Source organism: Geothrix limicola, from assembly GCF_030268085.1.
Lineage (GTDB): Bacteria > Acidobacteriota > Holophagae > Holophagales > Holophagaceae > Geothrix > Geothrix limicola.
Genome location: NZ_BSDE01000001.1, coordinates 841,205 through 857,405, shown reverse-complemented (window position 1 = coordinate 857,405; position 16,201 = coordinate 841,205). Strand labels below are relative to the sequence as shown.

Annotated in this window: 17 protein-coding genes; 8 read left to right on the top strand and 9 right to left on the bottom strand. The window is 67.2% G+C overall.

The window, feature by feature from the left end; all coding sequences use genetic code 11:
- Positions 1 to 27 precede the first annotated feature (27 nt).
- The 6 genes from QSJ34_RS03620 to QSJ34_RS03595 are packed head-to-tail and all read left to right on the top strand — an operon-like array spanning position 28 to position 4,574.
- Positions 28 to 1,551: a cellulose synthase family protein gene (locus tag QSJ34_RS03620; RefSeq protein ID WP_285570458.1), complete on the top strand. Its 1,524-nt coding sequence runs from the start codon at positions 28 to 30 to the stop codon at positions 1,549 to 1,551.
- Between the two features lie 22 nt (positions 1,552 to 1,573).
- Positions 1,574 to 1,888 (top strand): EscU/YscU/HrcU family type III secretion system export apparatus switch protein, encoded by a 315-nt coding sequence (locus QSJ34_RS03615; RefSeq protein WP_285570456.1) that lies wholly within the window; start codon positions 1,574 to 1,576, stop codon positions 1,886 to 1,888.
- A 4-nt stretch (positions 1,889 to 1,892) separates the two neighbouring features.
- Complete coding sequence (locus QSJ34_RS03610) at positions 1,893 to 2,744, top strand: PHP domain-containing protein (protein WP_285570453.1); 852 nt, start codon at positions 1,893 to 1,895, stop codon at positions 2,742 to 2,744.
- A 31-nt stretch (positions 2,745 to 2,775) separates the two neighbouring features.
- Positions 2,776 to 3,174, top strand: coding sequence for a response regulator (locus tag QSJ34_RS03605; protein WP_285570450.1), 399 nt, complete (start codon positions 2,776 to 2,778; stop codon positions 3,172 to 3,174).
- Between the two features lies 1 nt (position 3,175).
- Positions 3,176 to 4,006 (top strand): tRNA pseudouridine synthase A, encoded by an 831-nt coding sequence (locus tag QSJ34_RS03600; RefSeq protein ID WP_285570448.1) that lies wholly within the window; start codon positions 3,176 to 3,178, stop codon positions 4,004 to 4,006.
- A 10-nt stretch (positions 4,007 to 4,016) separates the two neighbouring features.
- Complete coding sequence (locus tag QSJ34_RS03595; RefSeq protein WP_285570445.1) at positions 4,017 to 4,574, top strand: HD domain-containing protein; 558 nt, start codon at positions 4,017 to 4,019, stop codon at positions 4,572 to 4,574.
- A gap of 9 nt (positions 4,575 to 4,583) precedes the next feature.
- On the opposite strand, the gene QSJ34_RS03590 is transcribed toward QSJ34_RS03595, so the two are convergent.
- The 7 genes from QSJ34_RS03590 to sucC all read right to left on the bottom strand — a co-directional run bounded on the left by QSJ34_RS03590 (position 4,584) and on the right by sucC (position 11,175).
- Positions 4,584 to 5,582 carry a proline iminopeptidase-family hydrolase gene (locus QSJ34_RS03590; RefSeq protein WP_285570443.1) on the bottom strand — a complete coding sequence of 333 codons (999 nt, stop codon included), beginning with the start codon at positions 5,580 to 5,582 and terminating at the stop codon, positions 4,584 to 4,586.
- Between the two features lie 87 nt (positions 5,583 to 5,669).
- Positions 5,670 to 6,896 carry a CapA family protein gene (locus QSJ34_RS03585; protein WP_285570440.1) on the bottom strand — a complete coding sequence of 409 codons (1,227 nt, stop codon included), beginning with the start codon at positions 6,894 to 6,896 and terminating at the stop codon, positions 5,670 to 5,672.
- Positions 6,896 to 7,774, bottom strand: coding sequence for a radical SAM protein (locus QSJ34_RS03580; RefSeq protein ID WP_285570438.1), 879 nt, complete (start codon positions 7,772 to 7,774; stop codon positions 6,896 to 6,898). Before QSJ34_RS03580 ends, QSJ34_RS03585 begins: the two co-directional genes overlap by 1 nt.
- Positions 7,775 to 7,819: 45 nt before the next feature.
- On the bottom strand, positions 7,820 to 8,233 hold the full coding sequence (locus tag QSJ34_RS03575) for an acyl-CoA thioesterase (protein WP_285570435.1): 414 nt from the start codon (positions 8,231 to 8,233) through the stop codon (positions 7,820 to 7,822).
- Positions 8,234 to 8,257: 24 nt separating this feature from the next.
- Complete coding sequence (locus QSJ34_RS03570; RefSeq protein ID WP_285570432.1) at positions 8,258 to 8,914, bottom strand: PepSY-associated TM helix domain-containing protein; 657 nt, start codon at positions 8,912 to 8,914, stop codon at positions 8,258 to 8,260.
- 107 nt (positions 8,915 to 9,021) lie between these two features.
- Positions 9,022 to 9,894, bottom strand: a complete 873-nt coding sequence (gene sucD, locus QSJ34_RS03565; RefSeq protein WP_285570429.1) for a succinate--CoA ligase subunit alpha — start codon at positions 9,892 to 9,894, stop codon at positions 9,022 to 9,024.
- Positions 9,895 to 10,017: 123 nt separating this feature from the next.
- Positions 10,018 to 11,175 (bottom strand): ADP-forming succinate--CoA ligase subunit beta, encoded by a 1,158-nt coding sequence (gene sucC, locus QSJ34_RS03560; RefSeq protein WP_285570426.1) that lies wholly within the window; start codon positions 11,173 to 11,175, stop codon positions 10,018 to 10,020.
- A gap of 245 nt (positions 11,176 to 11,420) precedes the next feature.
- Here sucC and QSJ34_RS03555 point away from each other — a divergent pair, with 245 nt between their 5' ends.
- Both QSJ34_RS03555 and QSJ34_RS03550 read left to right on the top strand, forming a co-directional pair.
- Entirely contained in the window at positions 11,421 to 13,043 is a 1,623-nt protein-coding gene (locus QSJ34_RS03555) for a type IV pilus twitching motility protein PilT (RefSeq protein ID WP_285570423.1), read from the top strand.
- 189 nt (positions 13,044 to 13,232) lie between these two features.
- Complete coding sequence (locus tag QSJ34_RS03550) at positions 13,233 to 14,588, top strand: TPR end-of-group domain-containing protein (RefSeq protein WP_285570420.1); 1,356 nt, start codon at positions 13,233 to 13,235, stop codon at positions 14,586 to 14,588.
- Positions 14,589 to 14,599: 11 nt separating this feature from the next.
- On the opposite strand, the gene QSJ34_RS03545 is transcribed toward QSJ34_RS03550, so the two are convergent.
- Together QSJ34_RS03545 and QSJ34_RS03540 are read right to left on the bottom strand one after the other, a co-directional pair.
- Positions 14,600 to 15,607 carry a polyprenyl synthetase family protein gene (locus QSJ34_RS03545; RefSeq protein WP_285570418.1) on the bottom strand — a complete coding sequence of 336 codons (1,008 nt, stop codon included), beginning with the start codon at positions 15,605 to 15,607 and terminating at the stop codon, positions 14,600 to 14,602.
- Positions 15,600 to 16,097, bottom strand: coding sequence for a YajQ family cyclic di-GMP-binding protein (locus QSJ34_RS03540; RefSeq protein ID WP_285570415.1), 498 nt, complete (start codon positions 16,095 to 16,097; stop codon positions 15,600 to 15,602). The genes QSJ34_RS03545 and QSJ34_RS03540 overlap by 8 nt, the downstream gene beginning before the upstream one ends.
- Positions 16,098 to 16,201 lie beyond the last annotated feature (104 nt).

The window sequence follows — 16,201 nt, the reverse complement described above, 5'->3', positions numbered from 1 at the left end:
CCCGGGCTGTGGGGGGTGTATTCCGTGATGGAATTCGTCAAAACCGTCGTGCTCGTGACCTACTTCACGCTGCTCAGCATCCTGAGTGTCTACGGGGCTCACCGCCTCTGGATGCTCCTGCTCTACTTCCGCCACAAGAAGGACGTGCCTCAGCCCCAGGGCGACGAGAGCTACCTTCCCGTGGTCACGGTGCAGCTGGCCGTGTTCAACGAGATGAACGTCATCGAGCGGCTCATGGACCACGTCGTGAAGATGGACTGGCCCAAGGAGAAGCTCGAGATCCAGGTGCTCGACGACTCCACGGACGACACCGTGAAGGTCGCCAGCGCCGTGTGCGACCGCTACAAGGCCCTCGGCTTCGACATCCACTACCTGCACCGGACGGACCGCACGGGCTTCAAGGCCGGCGCCCTCTCCGAAGGCCTCAAGGTCGCCAAAGGCGAGTTGGTGGCCATGTTCGACGCCGACTTCCTCCCCACCGAAGACTTCCTCCGCAAGGCCGTCCCCCACTTCGCCAATGAGAAGGTCGCCTTCGTCCAGGGCTGCTGGGCCCACCTCAACCGCGAGTTCTCCCTGCTGACCCAGGTGCAGGCCATCCTGCTCGACGGCCACTTCGTCTTCGAGCACACGGCCCGCCACCGCTCCAAAGCCTTCTTCAACTTCAGTGGCACCGCCGGCATGTGGCGCGTTTCCGCCATCGCCGATGCGGGCGGCTGGGAGCACGACACCATCACCGAGGATGCGGATCTCTCCTACCGCGCCCAGCTCAAGGGCTGGAAGGGCGTCTACCTCAAGGATCTCGTCGTCCCCGCCGAGCTGCCCGTCGAGGTCAATGCCTTCAAGAGCCAGCAGCACCGCTGGGCCAAGGGCAACGCCCAGGTCATCCGCAAGCTGATGAAGACCATCTGGAAGTCCAACGAGAGCCTGCACACCAAGCTGGAGTGCTGGTTCCACCTGACGGCCAACTGCAACTACATGCTGATGGTGGTGCTCTCCATCATCATGGTGCCCGCCATGATCTTCCGGGCCGGCACCCCCGTGCACATCCTCCTGCTGACGGACGGCCCCTTCTTCCTGTTGAACGCCGTGAGCGTCGGCCTCTACTTCGGCCTCTCCCAGAAGGAACTGACGGACAACACGGGCTGGCTGCGCCGCCTGAAGTACATCCCCGGCCTCATGGGCCTGGGCATCGGCCTCGCGCTCAACCAGGCCAAGGCCGTGCTGGAAGGCTTCTTCACCGACGACAAGGAATTCAAGCGCACCCCCAAGTACGGCGTGGACGCCAACGGCAAGTCGGTCACCAAGCGCGCCTACAAGGTGCCCAAGAGCCTCATGACCTTCCTCGAACTGGGCTTCGCCATCTACTACTTCGGCGCGGTGCTGGTGGCCATCTACATCCGCAAGTGGGCCTCCGTGCCCTTCCTCTGGCTGTTCTTCAGCGGCTTCTCCTACATGAGCATCCTCTCCCTGGCCGACGTGAAGCTGTTCCGCCGCCTGGCCATGGAAGAGCCCGCCGACGACGCCCAGAGCGCCGCCAACTTCGTCCAGTAGCCGAATCGACCGATAAGGGCCCATGGCTCGTCCAGCAGCCCGTCCCGGAACCGCCCGCCCCCGCGCCGCCGCCCTGCGGTACCGGCCGGAGGCGCCCTTCCAGGACGCCGCGCCCCGCCTCGTCGCCAAGGGCCAGGGACTGCTGGCCGAGCGCATTCTTGAGTTGGCGAAACAGCATGGCGTCTCGGTGTCGAAGGATCCGGATCTGCTCTCCGCCCTCGAACCCCTGGATCTGAACCGGCTCATCCCCCCCGAGCTGTTCCAGGCCGTCGCCGTGCTGCTGGCCGCGCTCTACCGCGCCAACAAGAACCTCTCTCCACCGGCATCCGAGCCCTGACACTGTGATCGACCTCCACTGCCACACCTTCCATTCCGACGGAACGGACACGCCCGAGCAACTCGCCCTGCTCGGCGAAGAGGCGCGGCTGACGGCCCTCTGCCTCACCGATCACGACACCCTCGGCGGCATCCCCGACTTCCTCGCCATGCAGCCCCGCGTGAAGGTGCGCCTGCTGGTGGGTACCGAACTGAGCTGCCGCTTCCTGGGCCAGTCACTCCATGTGCTCGGCCTGCTCGTCGACCCTGCGGACGCCCGCTTCCAGGCGCGGCTGGAAGAACTGCGCGGACGCCGTGACGATCGCAACGGCCGCATGCTCACGCGCCTGGCTGAGCTGGGCTGTCCCGTGACCCGCGAGGACGTGCAGGCCCAGGCCGATACCCCCCTGCTCTCTCGCGTCCACTTCGCCAAGGCGCTCGCCGCCCGGGGCTTCGTGCGCCGCCCCCAGGAGGCCTTCGAGCGGCTCATCGGCGATGATTGCCCGGGCTTCGTGCCGAGGGAGGAGCTGAGTCCCGAAGAAGCCACCCGCTGGATCCGCGAGGCCGGCGGTGTGCCCGTGGTCGCGCATCCCGGGCGCTTCGGCGGCAAGGGCTTCCGCTGGGACGAGGCCATGGCGGATCTGCAGCGCAGGGGCGTCGAGGGCCTCGAAGGCTATTACGGCGAGTACCGAGCCGCCGAGCAGAAGTATTTCGTGGCCCTGGCGGCGCGCCTCGGCATGGTCGTCACGGGCGGGAGCGACTACCACGGCGCCAACAAGCCGGGCCTGCGCCTGGGCCGCGGACGGGGCGGGCTGCAGGTGCCCGACGACCTCCTCGAACGCTTGGAAACTCAGCAAAAGTTTGGCAGTTACCACTGACTGTCGATAGGCTGAAACAACTGAGGCGTTCATGTCCAACCGGATCCTCCTCGTCGAGGACGACCCCATCAATGTGAAATTCATCCAGACCGTGCTCGTCAAAAAGGGCGGGTACGAGGTGCTCGTCTCGGAAGAGGTGGAGGAGATCCTCCGCCTCGCCCGCGAAGCGGATCTGGCCGCCGTGATCATGGATGTCAGCCTCTCCCGGTCCAGCTACGAAGGTTCCAAGGTCGATGGCATCTTCATCACCCAGCTGCTAAAGAAGGACGAGGCCACGCGCCACATCCCCGTGCTGCTGGCCACGGCCCACGCCATGTTCGGCGACCGAGAGAAATACCTGGAACTGACGGGGGCCGAGGGTTACATCGCCAAGCCCATCCACGACCCCGCCACCTTGATCGAGGCCGTCAAGGCCGTCATCGGACGCTGACATGGCCATGAGATCCGCCCCCCTGGCCGCTTTCAGGCTGCTGATCGAATACGACGGAAGCCGATTCCAGGGCTGGCAGAAGCAGGGCGCCAAGCAGTCCCGCGAAGGCGTGCGCACCGTGGCGGGCAGCCTGGAGCACGTCATCCACGAGGCCGGCCTGCGCCTCGTCTATCTGGGTGGCGCGGGCCGCACCGACGCCGGCGTGCATGCCCTCGGCCAGGTGGCCCACCTCCACCTGGAGGCCAAGGGCGCACCCCGCCCCGGTGAGCTGCGGCGCATTCTGGACAGCGCCCTGCCCCAGGACATCGCCATCCGCGACATCCGCACCTGCCCGCCGCGCTTCCATGCGCGCCACGATGCCGTCGACCGCACCTACCTCTACCAGATCAGCCGGCGCCGCAGCGCCTTCGGCAAGCCCTGGATCTGGTGGGTGAAGCGCAACCTGGACCTGGATCGCCTCCAGCGCGCCTGGGGTGCCTTCGAGGGCGATCAGGACGTGTCGGCCTTCGCGGACCTCGATACCGAGGAGGATGGCCGTTCCCGCCTGTTGCGCTGCGAGGTGTCCGAGTCCGGATCGCTCGTCCTGCTGCGGGTCCGCGCCACCCACTTCTACCGCCGCCAGGTGCGCCGCATGGTCGGAGCTTCCGTGGCCTGCGCCCTCGGCGAGGAAGAGCCGCGGCGGGTGCAGGAGGATCTCCGGAACCCCACCGAGGCGGCCAACCTCTACTGGGGCGCGAAAGCCGCGCCCTCCTCGGGGCTCTTCCTCGAAGGCGTCCGCTACTCCGGCGATCCGGAACCCGGCGCGCCCATGCCCACGATCTTCATTCCCTGAGGGTGCCCGGATGCTGACCCGCGACGAAGCCTGGCAGCTGCTCTGCGACTGGACGCCCTCGGACAAGCTGCGCGTGCACGCCCGCGCCGTGGAGCTGGTCATGCGCGACCTCGCCACCGGACTCGACCAGGATGTGGAGCGCTTCGGCCTGGCGGGACTGCTGCACGACGCGGACTACGATTCCTGGCCCGAGGAACATCCCCGGCGCATCGTGGCCTGGCTTCGGGCGCGTGGTGACGAAGACATCGCCCACGCCATCAGCGCCCACTACACACGCTGGCAGGTGCCCTACGAGAGCCTGCTGGACAAGGCGCTGCTCGCCTCCGACGAAATCACGGGCTTCGTCATGGCCTGCGCCCTCGTGCGCCCCACCCGCACCGAAGGCCTGGAGCCCAAGAGCGTGAAGAAGAAGCTGAAGGACAAGGCCTTCGCCGCGGGCGTCGATCGTTTCGAAGTGGCCGAGGGGCTGCGGATGCTCATCGAAGCCATCGGCGGCACCGAAGACGAGCACCTCGCGCGCATCATCGGCGTGCTGCACGCGCATCGTGGAGAACTGGGCCTGAATTAGGGCTCCGGCCTAGCGGGTCCGGGCGGGGTGGAGGAAGCCGTCCACCGCCTCAAGGAAGGCCTTCGGCTGATCCACGAAGGTCATGTGCCCGCTGTTGGGAAGCACGACGAGGCGGGAGCCCGGGATCAGGCGGTTCATCTCGCGGGCCAGCGAGGGATCGCATTCATCGTGGTCCCCGACCGTGATCAGGGTGGGCATCTTGAGCCCCGGAAGCCGGTCGGCATATTCCACGGAAGTGAGGTTGCCATCGATGACGAACTCCCCGTGGGAACCCCACATTTCCCGGTAGACGGCCCAATCGTCCGGCCCCGCATTCGAGGCTTCGAAGCGCGGATCCGGACGCGCGCCATACAGGTAGGGGAAGTAGCCCTGGCCCCAGGCCGCCTCCGCATACTCGGCCGTGTAGCGGCCGCGCTCGTACGGCCTGCCCTTGCCGAAGAGGCCTTCGGCCTCCATGCGGTCGATGGAAGCGCGGAGCTCCGGTGGCATCTTCTCCTTCATCTTCCGGAACACCTCGTTCATGGCCCTGGCGGAATGGAAGGTGCTGCACAGAACCAAGTGGGAGAGGTTGGCGGGATACTTCAGCGCATAGGCCTGGGCCAGCACGCCGCCGCAGGAATGGCCGAGCACCGAGACCTTCCCCAGGCCCAGGGCCTTCCGCACGGCCTCCACGTCGTCGGCCATGGCCTCCGTGGTGTAGCGGGTGGCATCCTCCAGCTTCTGGGAGCGGCCCGAACCCCGCTCGTCGATGAACACGAGGCGGTTGTGCCGCGCGAGGGGAAGCAGGTGGGGCAGCAGATACTCGTGGGTGGCGCCGGGCCCGCCGTGCAGCAGGATGAGCGGATCCCCCTTCCCCACCGTCTTCACGTAGATCAAGACGCCGCCACTGTCGACGAACTGTTCCTGGACCGGATAGACCTGGGCCGGAGGCGGGGCCGCCCCGAGGCCACCAACCATGAGCGAAAGAACCAACGACAATGCGGCTTTCCGAAGAACACGGTCCGTCATGACTGCTCCCGGGAGGATGGGCCATTGTCGGCGCGGAATCCGGCCAGAGTCAACGCAGGGACGCGGCTTGCGTTCGTTCGAGGCTCTCTAGGGCGCCATCACAAAGGCTTCGCCGACCACCTCTGCCACGCGCTTCCGCCGCAGGATGAGGGTGCGCAGATACTCCTGCTTTTCGAGGATGGCCTTCCTGCGCTGGGCCTCGTCCGCCGCCGCCTTGGGCCCTTCGATGGGATCGGCCAGCCGGTCGAGTTCGGCACGGACGCGGGACTCAGCGGCTCCCACGCGGATCACGCGGATCTCCCGGCGAGCAGGGGAACCCCAGTTGTTTTCGGTCCAGAGCGGCTCGACCGAGGCTCCGGCCAGGCTTAAACGATTCCGCCCGTCGCCACCGGGCCTTTGTTCGAAACGCACCTTCAGCGCCGCGCCGTCGCGGTTGTCCCCTTCGGCCACGGGAAAGAGATCCGCACGGTACATCCGGTCCTGGTTGCTGATGAAGTTGCCCAGGGAGTAGGCCACAAGGGCCTTGCGACCCTCGACCTCCAGCAGCTCCGCGGGCTGGAGCACGTGGGGGTGATGACCCAGGATCACGTCGCAGCCCGCGCCCACCAGGGCGCGGGCGAGGTCCCGCTGCCGCTTCGTGGGCGTGTGCTGGTACTCGTTGCCCCAGTGCACGCTCACGACGACGAGATCCGCCTGGGCCCTCGCCTCCCGCACGGCCCGAAGGGCGGGTTCCAGATCCATGGGCCGCACCCAGGGCTCGGTGGCGCGCCGGTTCAGATCCAGGTTGAAGAGGTCGGTGAACCCGAGAAAGGCCACGCGGAGGCCGTGGCGTTCGACGATCCGCGTGGTTTCCGCCTGGGCGCGATCCTCGCCGCTGCCGACGGCCACCAGGCGTTCCGTCCTCAGGCGCTCCAGGGTCTCGCGAACGCCCCGGGGGCCCTGGTCGAAGGCGTGGTTGTTGGCCGTGGAAAGCACCGTGAATCCGCTGGCACGCAGGGCTGCCGGCAGGCCTTCCGGCGCGTTGAACTGGAAGGGGACGCCCGGCCGGCCGGTGCTTGGTGCCACGGGCGTCTCCAGGTTCCCGAAGGCCAGGTCCGCGCCCTGGAACAGGGGCACCAGATCGGCCCACAGCGCGGGGAACCCCTCGGGTGCCTGGGCGGCGGCCTGCTTCACATCCTGGTGCATGAGGATGTCCCCGACGGCCACCAGGCTGAGCGACACGGGGGGCGGCGGCGCGGGTTTCACCGCCCGGTTGCGACATCCGAGGCAGGCGAGGCCCAGCAGGAGGGCCGTGCCCAGGTGCCTCCGGCGCATCAGGCCCACTCCTCCGGACCGTAGTAGACCTCCACCGGCAGGTTCGGAAGCCGGCCCCGCAGGCTCGCCGCGATGGCGTCCATTTCGAGGCGACGCAACGGCCGCGCCTCGGGCTCGGGCGTGGGCCGGGCCACCGTGTAGAGCTGGATGGCCTGGAGCTGTCCGCCCTGGGCCAGGATGTGTTCCAGGCGCTGGCAGTAGGCCTCCAGCTCCGCGCCCCCAGGCCCCTGCCCCTGCCATTCGAGGAAGAGCGTCTGGATGAGGATGGGCCAGCGGCGGGCCGTGGCCAGCAGGTTGTCGAGGATGCGTTCGAAGGGGACCTGGCTGCGGCAGATCTCGCGGTAGTAGGCCTCGGTGCCCGCGTCGAGCTTGGCCCAGACCTCCCCCTGGTGGGCCATCATGATGTCGAGCCCCTTGACCACGTCGGGCGCCTGCAGACGGCTGGAATCCGTGATGAGCACGAGCTTCACCAGGTCCAGCCCCCGCCGTTTCTTGATCTCGGCGACGCGGGCCACCGCTTCCGCGAACTCGCGGACCGTGGTGGGTTCCCCGTCGCCGCTGAAGGCGATGTCATTGAGGCGGCGATGCTCGGGGCGGGCCGAATCAAAGGGAGGGATGTCGTAGATCTCACCGCTGGTGGCGAGGTCCATCAGCAGGCCCAGCTCCCGCTCCAGGGCCTCCAGATCGAGATCCTTCCGCTTGGGTGGCGTCAGGCGGTCCACCTCGCAGTAGACGCAATCGAAATTGCAGACTTTGTCGGGATTCAGGTTCACGCCCAGGCTCAGGCCGTGGCTGCGCCGTGAAATCACGGGATAACAGTAGTCGAAGTCCCGCCATACGCGCCGGTGATCCAGGTGAGCCTTGATGAGGTCCGTCATGCCACAAGGATACGCGGATCAGGACCCGTCCACCCGGAATCCGGTTCAACCCGGATGTCGGTCCGCATGGGCCTGGGCCGCCACCTGAACCATCTCCGGCTTCCACTGGATGAGGATCGGATGCAGGGATTCATCCACGGCCACCATCACGAATTCCCCGCTGGTCACGTCCCGGCGCCGGTCCGAGACGGGCTCGTAGACCTGGACCTCGATTTGCAGGGTGAGGCTCGTGCGCCCCTGGCGGCTGATGCCCACGTAGAACTCGATGATCTCCCCGGCCCGGACGGGACTGTGGAAGACCAGCTCCGAAACCTTGAGGGTGAGGAAGCGCCGGTTGCGCGACAGCAGCGAGGCCGCGATGCCCGCCACCTTGTCCATGCGCGCCATCATGTCGCCGCCGAAGAGGGCGGCGTTCAGGCCGATGTCCATGTCCAGGACCATTTCCCGGGAGATCAGCATGGGGCCTCCGTCTGCAGCATAGGCTCACCAGGCCCGGGAGGCGATGAGAACCGCCGCCAGGCCCCCGCTCAGGGCCAGGCCGACCGAGAGCAGGCGCGGACCGGCGAGGCGGGTCCAGAGCAGGGTCCCGCTCAGCGTGAGGAAGACCAGCCCTCCCGCGAAGCAGTCCACCAGCAGGATCCAGCCCGCCTGGCCGCCATCCGATTTGTGCAGGCGCTCCAGGGTCTCGACGAGATTCGCGTCGCTGCGTTCCAGGTCCACCGTGCGGTTGCCCGGCAGGTAGGTGGCGCGGGCGAAGTGGGCGTGGCCGCTGACCATCACCATCCACTGCGGCGCCGCCGTCACCTGCTGGCCCCCGAAGCGCGCGGGTCTGGGCGCCTGCACGCGCCAGCGCAGCCGGGACAGGGGCACCTGGAACCGCGCAGCCAGACCGGAGGCCAGTTCCTCGATGGAAGCGGGCGGGCGGTCCAGCTCGATCTGGACCTTGTGCTCCTCCACCGCGCCCGCCTCGATCTTCATCACCGAGCGGTGGCTCATGAGGAAGCCCGTCAGGCCGAACAGCAGGCCGAAGGCGGCCCCGCTCAGGCCCACCCAGGCATGGAAACGCCGCAGGTTCCGCAGGAAGGCGCCCTTGCGCCTGTTGGGGCGCGGTTCGGATCGAGTCTCAGTCAATGTCATCATACGAACATCATCTGATGAGGCTCATGCCTTCGGGAAGGCCCCACACGCGAAGACACCAAGCACGAAGTCGCCTTCGCCGCTTGGTGTCTCGTTGATCGGAACTGGGACTACTTGAGGCGCTCGGCCAGGGCCTTGCCCATGTCGGCGGGGCTCTGCACGACGGTGATGCCCGCGGCCTGGAGGGCCTTCATCTTCTCGGCAGCGGTGCCCTTGCCGCCGGAGATGATGGCGCCTGCGTGGCCCATGCGGCGCCCCGGAGGGGCCGTCTGGCCGGCGATGAAGGCCACCACGGGCTTCGTGACGTACTGCTTCACGAACTCCGCGGCCTCTTCCTCGGCGCTGCCGCCGATCTCGCCGATCATGATGATGGCGTGGGTGTCGGGGTCGTCCTGGAACATGCGCAGGGCATCGATGTGGCTGGTGCCGTTGACGGGGTCACCGCCAATGCCGATGCAGGTGCTCTGGCCGATGCCGAGCGCCGTCAGCTGGCCCACGGCCTCATAGGTGAGGGTGCCGGAGCGGCTGACCACGCCCACGTGGCCCTGCTTGTGGATGCGACCGGGCATGATGCCGATCTTGGCCAGGCCGGGGCTGATGATGCCGGGGCAGTTGGGGCCGATGAGGCGGCTCTTGGGGTAGTCGGGAAGGACGCGCTTGACCTTCACCATGTCGAGGACGGGGATGCCCTCGGTGATGCAGACAATGAGCTCGATGCCCGCTTCCAGGGCCTCGAGGATGGCGTCCGCCGCGCCCACGGGGGGCACGAAGATCATGGTGGCGTTGGCGCCCGTCTTGGCGACGGCTTCCTTGACGGTGTTGAAGACGGGGAAGCCTTCGATTTCGGTGCCGCCCTTGCCGGGGGTCACGCCGCCCACCACGTTCGTGCCGTAGTCGCGGCTGCCCTTGGCGTGGAAGAGGCCTTCGCGGCCCGTGATGCCCTGGACGATCAGCTTGGTGTGGTTGCCCACGAGAACTGCCATGTCATACCTCTCGAAAATGGGGATTCATGGGATGGGTGAAGGATGCGAGCACGGGCTCAGCCCGGGCGAGCATCGGGGGCTCCGGGGGTGTGCGCGCAGCGCGAAACCCCCGGATAGCGTGCCCTACTTGATGGACGCGACGACCTTCTCGGCGGCGTCCTTCAGGTCCTTGGCGACGATGAGGTTCAGGCCGCTGTCGGCGAGGATCTGCTTGCCCTCTTCGACGTTGGTGCCCTCGAGGCGCACCACCACCGGCACCTTGATGCCGATCTCCTTCGCGGCTTTCACAATGCCCGCGGCCACGATGTCGCAGCGCATGATGCCGCCGAAGATGTTCACCAGCACGGCCTTCACGGCGCTGTCCTGCAGGATGATGCGGAAGGCGTTCTTCACCGCATCCTCGGTGGCTCCACCGCCGACATCCAGGAAGTTGGCCGGCGAACCGCCGTGGTACTTGATGATGTCCATGGTGCCCATGGCCAGGCCCGCGCCGTTGACCATGCAGCCGATCTGGCCATCCAGCTTGATGAAGTTCAGGTTGAACTTGCTGGCTTCCACTTCCTCCTCGGCCTCTTCGTTGAGGTCGCGGAAGGCGAGGACGTCGGGGTGGCGGAACAGGGCGTTGTCATCGAAGCCGATCTTGGCATCCAGGGCAGTCACATCGCCGTCCTTGGTGACCACGAGCGGGTTGATCTCCACCATGGAGCAGTCCTTCTCCACGAAGAGCTTGTAGAGGTTCTGGAGGAAGACCACGCCCTTCTTGAAGGCATCGCCCTCGAGGCCCAGCGCGAAGGCCACCTGGCGGGCCTGGAAGCCGCAAAGGCCCAGGGCCGGATCCACGGCCACCTTGACGATCTTCTCGGGGGTCTTTTCAGCGACCTCCTCGATTTCCACGCCACCCTCGGTGGAGGCGAGTACCGTCACGCGGCTGGAGGCGCGGTCCACCAGGAAGCTCAGGTAGAGCTCGCGGGCGATGTCGATGGGCTTGGAGATGAACACCGTGCGGACCTTGCGGCCCTCATGGCCGGTCTGCTTGGTGACGAGCTGCATGCCGAGCATGGCCTTGAAGAGCTCGGCGGCCTTGTCGGGGTCGGTGGCGAACTTGACGCCGCCGCCCTTGCCGCGGCCCCCGGCGTGGATCTGAGCCTTCACGACACTGGCGCCACCGAATTCCTTGGTGATCATCCGCGCTTCTTCGGCATCCTGGGCCACCTTCCCATCGGGCGTGGCCACTTTGTAGAGCCGAAGCAGTTCCTTGGCTTGGTATTCGTGGATGTTCATGCTCACTCCAGGAAAAGGTGCATTCCAGTCTACAGGCCTGAGGCCCAGGGCCGAACCCCGAAGGCTGTGATCACTGCCATCCTTTGGCGTTGACAGAGGGCCGGAGAACTCCTAGTGGGAGGCCCGCAGGCCACGAAGCCGAGCCCCGCCGCGCCCACGCCTGTTACGCTTTGACTCGCAATCCCCCGCACCGCTCGTCCGGCCCACCGCACGGCCTTGCGGGGTTTTGTGAGGAGCTCTCGGCCATGGCCCAGCTGGATCGCCTACTCACCCACGTCATCTCGAAGGCTGGCAGCCGGCTGGAACTGAAGGCCGACCGGAAGCCCCGCCTGGAGCTGAAGTCCGGGGAGTCCGTGGACCTGCTGCCCAACCCCCTGCCCGCCGTGATGGTGGACGTGCTCGCCGGAGACGTGGTGCCCCCCGAGCTCAAGGGCGCCTGGCAGCAGGAGGGGCAGGCCGAATTCGACTACGACCTGGCCGGGCAGCGGTTCCACATCCGCCTCAACCGCTACATGGACACGCCCCAAATCCAGGCCGAACACCAGGGTCCGGCACCCGTCTCGACCAGGCCCCCCACCCCGGCGGCTCCGGCCCCGGCACCCATCGAGCTGGCGATCCCCTCTCCCGCGCCCACCAAGCCCCAAGCTCCGCCGACGGAGGCGCTGGCCCAGGCCGAGGCTCACCTGCCCCCGCCGCGACCTGCCCCAAAACCTCCAGCTCAGCCCACTTCCAGGCCCGCGCCACGGCCGAACCGGAACCAGGGCCATCCCCTGGCCGAGCGATTGCTCGCGGCACTCCTGGAGAAGGAGGGATCGGACCTGCACTGCACCAGCCACGAGCCGCCCATCATCCGCGTCCACGGCGACATGAAGGAACTCGAAGGCTTCGGCGCCCTCGATCCGGCCACCCTGCTGGAGATGATGGAGGCCCTCGCCACGCCCGCATCCTGGCAGCGCTTCGAGGAGCACCACGACGCCGACTTCGCCTACGCCTACGAGGCGGGCGGCTGCCGCCTGCGCGTGAACTATTTCCACGACCGCGTGGGCCCCGGCCTCGTCTGCCGCGTCATCCCCAACCAGCTGCCGGACCCCGACCGCCTGGGCCTGCCCGAGCCCGTGCGCCGCCTGGCGACCCTGTCCAAGGGCCTCGTGCTCGTCACCGGTCCCACCGGCAGCGGCAAATCCACGACGCTGGCGGCCATCGTCGACCTGGCCAACCAGAAGCGGAAGGACCACATCCTCACCATCGAGGATCCCATCGAATTCGTGCACCCCCGCAAGGGCTGTCTCGTGAACCAGCGCGAGGTGGGCACCCACACGGACAGCTTCAAGAGTGGCCTTCGCGCCGCCCTGCGCGAGGATCCCGACGTGGTGCTGGTGGGCGAGATGCGCGACCTCGAGACCATCGCCATCGCCCTGGAGACCGCCGCCACGGGCCACCTCGTCTTCGGCACCCTGCACACCAGCAGCGCCATCGGGACCATCGACCGCATCGTCGATCAGTTCCCCGCGGACCGGCAGCAGCAGATCCGCGTGATGCTCGCCGATTCCCTGAAGTGCGTCGTGAGCCAGGTGCTGCTCAAGCGCGTGGGCGGCGGCCGCGTGGCCGCCCTGGAGACCCTGTTCATCAGCCCCGCCATCGCCAACCTCATCCGCGAAGGCAAGAACTTCCAGATCGCCAGCGCCATGCAGACCGGTCGCAGCTACGGACAGCGGCTCATGAACGACGCGCTCATGGATCTCATCCAGGCCCGCAAGGTCGAGCCCATGGAGGCCTACCTCAAGTGCCCCGACAAGGAGAGCTTCATCGCCGCCTGCAAGCGGGCGGGGATCCCCTTCGATCTGAGACTCGGGGAAATGGAGAGCTAGACGAGCGGATCCCTTGCACAGGGCGGCCACTATCCCATCCTGGTTACGCTTGGGGTGAGCCATGGAAGTCTATCCACCCAATGGTCGTGATAGGGCGCGATCCGCAAAGGCCGCTGCACAGAGCCGAAACGGCCTGTGTACGGCCGGCGCCGGGGCTCCTCCGATGCATATCCTTCCCGGAGGTCGGACATGCCCTTGCGACTGGTCAAATCCCACCCGATGAAGCCGGGCCTCACGGCGAAAGAGGCCCTGCGCCACCCGAAATCGCGCCTGCACCAGCCCAGCCTGGCCGTGCTTCCCTTCCGGAACCTCCCCCAGAAGGAGGACGAGGGGCACGTGGGCGAGGGCATCGCGGAAGAGGTGCTGCTGGCGCTGAACCGGGTGGAAGGCCTTCGCGTGATCTCGAGGACGACCTCCTTCCTCTACGGAGGCTCCGGCCTTTCCCCCGTGGAGGTCGGCCGCCGCCTGGGCGTTCACTTCGTCCTGAGTGGCGAGCTGCTCGAATCAGGCGGATCCCGGACCTTGAGCACCGAACTGGTCGAGGTGCCTTCGGAGCTGGTCCTCTGGTCCCGGACCTGCACGTTCCAGCCGAAGGATCTGTTCGAGACCGTGGGCGATGTCACGAAGGGCATCGCCGAGGCCCTGCACCTGACCCTCACCCCGCGATCAAAACAGGCACTGGATCCCCAGGCCTACGACTACTACCTGCGGGGCCGGCAGTACTACTTCCGCTTCAACCGCCAAGGCATGGGCTTCGCGGCCCAGATGTTCCGCCGCGCCCTGGATGTCAGCCCCGAATACGCCTCGGCCTGGGCGGGGCTGGCCAATTGCGCCGCCTATTCCTACATCTACATCGAGCGCGCGGAACCTCAGCGCCAGCTGGCGGAATCCTGCAGCCTGAAGGCCCTGGAACTAGATCCGGACCTGGCCGAGGCTCACGCGTCACGTGGGTTGGCCCTGTCGGCGGCGGGGCTTCCCGAGGAGGCCGAGGAGGCCTTCGAGACCGCCCTCCGCCTGGATCCCAATCTGTACGAGGCGGCTTATTTCTACGCCAGGCACTGCTTCGCGGCGGGCAAGGCCGAGCGGGCCATCGAGTATTTCGAGTGGGCCGCGGCCCTGCGCCCCGAGGATTTCCAGGCCATCCTGCTCGTGGCCCAGGTCTACCACAGCCTGGGCGTGGAAGATGAGGCCGAGCGGGCCAGGAAGGCGGGCCTGGCGCTCGTCGAGGCTCGCCTGCAGCATGCACCGGACGATGTGCGCGCCCGCTACCTGGGCGCCAACGCCCTGGTGGCCCTGGGCGAGCGGGACAAAGGCCTGGCCTGGGCCCGCATGGCCAGGGAGATGGACCCCGAGGACCCCATGCTGCTCTACAACCTCGGGTGCATCCACGCCCTGGCCGGCGATCCCGACGAGGCCCTGGATTGCCTGGAGAAGGCCGCGGCCGGCGGTCTCTCGCAGAAGGATTGGTTCCAGCACGACGGGGATCTGGACGCCCTCCGAGCGCTACCGCGGTTCCAGTCCCTGATCGAGGCTCTGACGAAGTAGGCGCTGACCGTCTACATGCTGCGCGAAAGCAGGGCTTCAGGGATCTCCTGGAGCAGGTCGCCCGTGGCCGCATCGCCCGACATCCCGGCCACGTGGGCCACGGCGTTGCGTGACGCGATCAAGGCCAGCTCGCGGGTCTCGGCAAGGGCATCGTGCTTCTCGATGAGGGCGCGCAGCTTGATCTCTTCCCCTTCGGGGATGGGCACTTCCTCGCCGCGGTCCCAGATGGTGCGGATGAGGGGACGCACCTCGTCCGGAGCCTTCTCGAGGAGCGTGAGCATCGGCAGGGTGAGCTTGCCTTCGCGCAGATCGCTGAAGGCCGGCTTGCCCAGCTGGGCACTGGTGGCGGTGTAGTCCAGCAGGTCGTCGATGAGCTGGAAGGCACGGCCCACCTCCAGGCCGTAGCCCCGCATGGCCCGGCAATCGGCTTCGCCGCGGCCCGTGAGCACGGCCCCCGTTTCGGTGCAGCCGCTGAACAGCAGGGCCGTCTTCCGCTCCTGGATGTCGAAGTAGTCCTTGCGGCTGGTGTCGAGCTTGAAGAGCACGTCGTTCTGGATGAGCTCGCCCTCGGTCATGCGGGTGGTCACTTCCGCCAGGATCTCCATCATCCGCCAGCTGCGACAGGCGATGGCCTCGCCCATGGCCACCAAGTAGAGCAGGTCGCCAAAGAGCACCGTGAGGGTGTTGCCCCAGAGCCGGTTCAGCGTGGGCATGCCGCGGCGCAGCTGGGCGTGGTCGATGACATCGTCATGCACCAGGGTGGCCGTATGGATCAGCTCGAACACCGCGCCGAAACGCACGTCGTCGTCGTTCTGCAGGCCGCAGAACCGCGAGGACAGCATCACGAGGGCTGGGCGCAGGCGCTTGCCCTGCCCGCCGCGCACGTGGTCCGCCAGCTTCTGCACCACTTCCACATCGCTCTGCAGGATGCGCTGCAGCTCCGCCTCCACGCCCGCCAGCTTGGGGGCGATGGGCACGAAGTAGCGGGCGAGGTCCAGCCGGCTCACGGGCTCAGCCACGGTAGTTCGTGAACTGAAGGTCCAGGCCCTGGTCGTCCTTCTTGAAGAGGGCGATCACCTCCTGCAGATCGTCCCGGCTCTTGCCGCTCACGCGGAGCTGATCGCCCTGGATGCTGGCCTGCACCTTGATTTTGGCGTCCTTCACGGCCTTGATGAGGCCCTTGGCCTTCTCCACGAGGATGCCCTGCTGGATGGTGACCTCCTGGCGCACGCTGCCCTTCGCCGCGGGCTCGATCTTGCCGTAGACCATGCTGCGGATGCTGACGCCGCGCTTGTGCAGCTTGGTCTGCAGCACGTCGATGACGGCCTTGAGCTTCACCTCGTCGTCGCTGGTGAGCACCAGCACCTTGTCGTCCTTCAGCTCGATCTTCGAGACGGAGCCCTTGAAGTCGTAGCGCTGGCCGATCTCCTTCATGGCCTGGGAGAGGGCGTTCTTCACCTCGTCCAGGTCCACCTTGCAGACGACATCAAACGAGCATTCGCTGGCCATGGGCACTCCTCATCTGGAATCACCTTCCAGACTAGCGCCCGGCAGCCCTTAGGAAAAGGCAGCAGGGTCTTCCCGGCCCCCGGGGTGAGCTGAGTCCCGGCGCC

What these genes read in the sequence shown, in the direction of transcription:
- QSJ34_RS03620 (WP_285570458.1), top strand. Translation starts at nt 28, where the DNA reads ATGGAATTCGTCAAAACCGTCGTGCTCGTGACCTACTTCACGCTGCTC.
- QSJ34_RS03615 (WP_285570456.1), top strand. Translation starts at nt 1,574, where the DNA reads ATGGCTCGTCCAGCAGCCCGTCCCGGAACCGCCCGCCCCCGCGCCGCC.
- QSJ34_RS03605 (WP_285570450.1), top strand. Translation starts at nt 2,776, where the DNA reads ATGTCCAACCGGATCCTCCTCGTCGAGGACGACCCCATCAATGTGAAA.
- QSJ34_RS03600 (WP_285570448.1), top strand. Translation starts at nt 3,176, where the DNA reads ATGGCCATGAGATCCGCCCCCCTGGCCGCTTTCAGGCTGCTGATCGAA.
- QSJ34_RS03595 (WP_285570445.1), top strand. Translation starts at nt 4,017, where the DNA reads ATGCTGACCCGCGACGAAGCCTGGCAGCTGCTCTGCGACTGGACGCCC.
- QSJ34_RS03590 (WP_285570443.1), bottom strand. Translation starts at nt 5,582, where the DNA reads ATGACGGACCGTGTTCTTCGGAAAGCCGCATTGTCGTTGGTTCTTTCG.
- QSJ34_RS03585 (WP_285570440.1), bottom strand. Translation starts at nt 6,896, where the DNA reads ATGCGCCGGAGGCACCTGGGCACGGCCCTCCTGCTGGGCCTCGCCTGC.
- QSJ34_RS03580 (WP_285570438.1), bottom strand. Translation starts at nt 7,774, where the DNA reads ATGACGGACCTCATCAAGGCTCACCTGGATCACCGGCGCGTATGGCGG.
- QSJ34_RS03575 (WP_285570435.1), bottom strand. Translation starts at nt 8,233, where the DNA reads ATGCTGATCTCCCGGGAAATGGTCCTGGACATGGACATCGGCCTGAAC.
- QSJ34_RS03570 (WP_285570432.1), bottom strand. Translation starts at nt 8,914, where the DNA reads ATGATGACATTGACTGAGACTCGATCCGAACCGCGCCCCAACAGGCGC.
- sucD (WP_285570429.1), bottom strand. Translation starts at nt 9,894, where the DNA reads ATGGCAGTTCTCGTGGGCAACCACACCAAGCTGATCGTCCAGGGCATC.
- sucC (WP_285570426.1), bottom strand. Translation starts at nt 11,175, where the DNA reads ATGAACATCCACGAATACCAAGCCAAGGAACTGCTTCGGCTCTACAAA.
- QSJ34_RS03555 (WP_285570423.1), top strand. Translation starts at nt 11,421, where the DNA reads ATGGCCCAGCTGGATCGCCTACTCACCCACGTCATCTCGAAGGCTGGC.
- QSJ34_RS03550 (WP_285570420.1), top strand. Translation starts at nt 13,233, where the DNA reads ATGCCCTTGCGACTGGTCAAATCCCACCCGATGAAGCCGGGCCTCACG.
- QSJ34_RS03540 (WP_285570415.1), bottom strand. Translation starts at nt 16,097, where the DNA reads ATGGCCAGCGAATGCTCGTTTGATGTCGTCTGCAAGGTGGACCTGGAC.